Origin of the sequence: Mesorhizobium sp. M1D.F.Ca.ET.231.01.1.1, assembly GCF_003999155.2 — a bacterium.
Lineage (GTDB): Bacteria > Pseudomonadota > Alphaproteobacteria > Rhizobiales > Rhizobiaceae > Mesorhizobium.
Genome location: NZ_RZOZ02000291.1, coordinates 1 through 281, shown reverse-complemented (window position 1 = coordinate 281; position 281 = coordinate 1). Strand labels below are relative to the sequence as shown.

General features: G+C 63.0%; 1 protein-coding gene. It reads right to left on the bottom strand.

The annotated features are described in order from the left end of the window. A partial coding sequence (locus tag EN874_RS33350) for an extracellular solute-binding protein (protein WP_127428878.1) occupies positions 1 to 281 on the bottom strand: 281 nt, incomplete at both ends.

Here is a 281-nt window from a genome sequence, read left to right as displayed (position 1 = left end):
AAGAGTGCTTGGCGTATTGGTTCTGCGTGGCTTGCGAGGTCATGAAGGTGATGTACTTCCAGGCCTCGTCCGGGTGCTTGGAGACCGCGGTGACGCCAAGGCCCATCGAGCCGTTGACGGCCGACACTTCGCTTGTGCCGGCAACGCCCGGCGCCGGCACGACGCCGACCTTGCCGGCCACCTTCGAGTCCTTCGGGTCGTTGGCCATGTTGTACATGTAGGTCCAGTTCAGCGCGAAGGCGGCGTCGCCGTTTTCGAAGACCTTGCGAACGTCCTCTTCC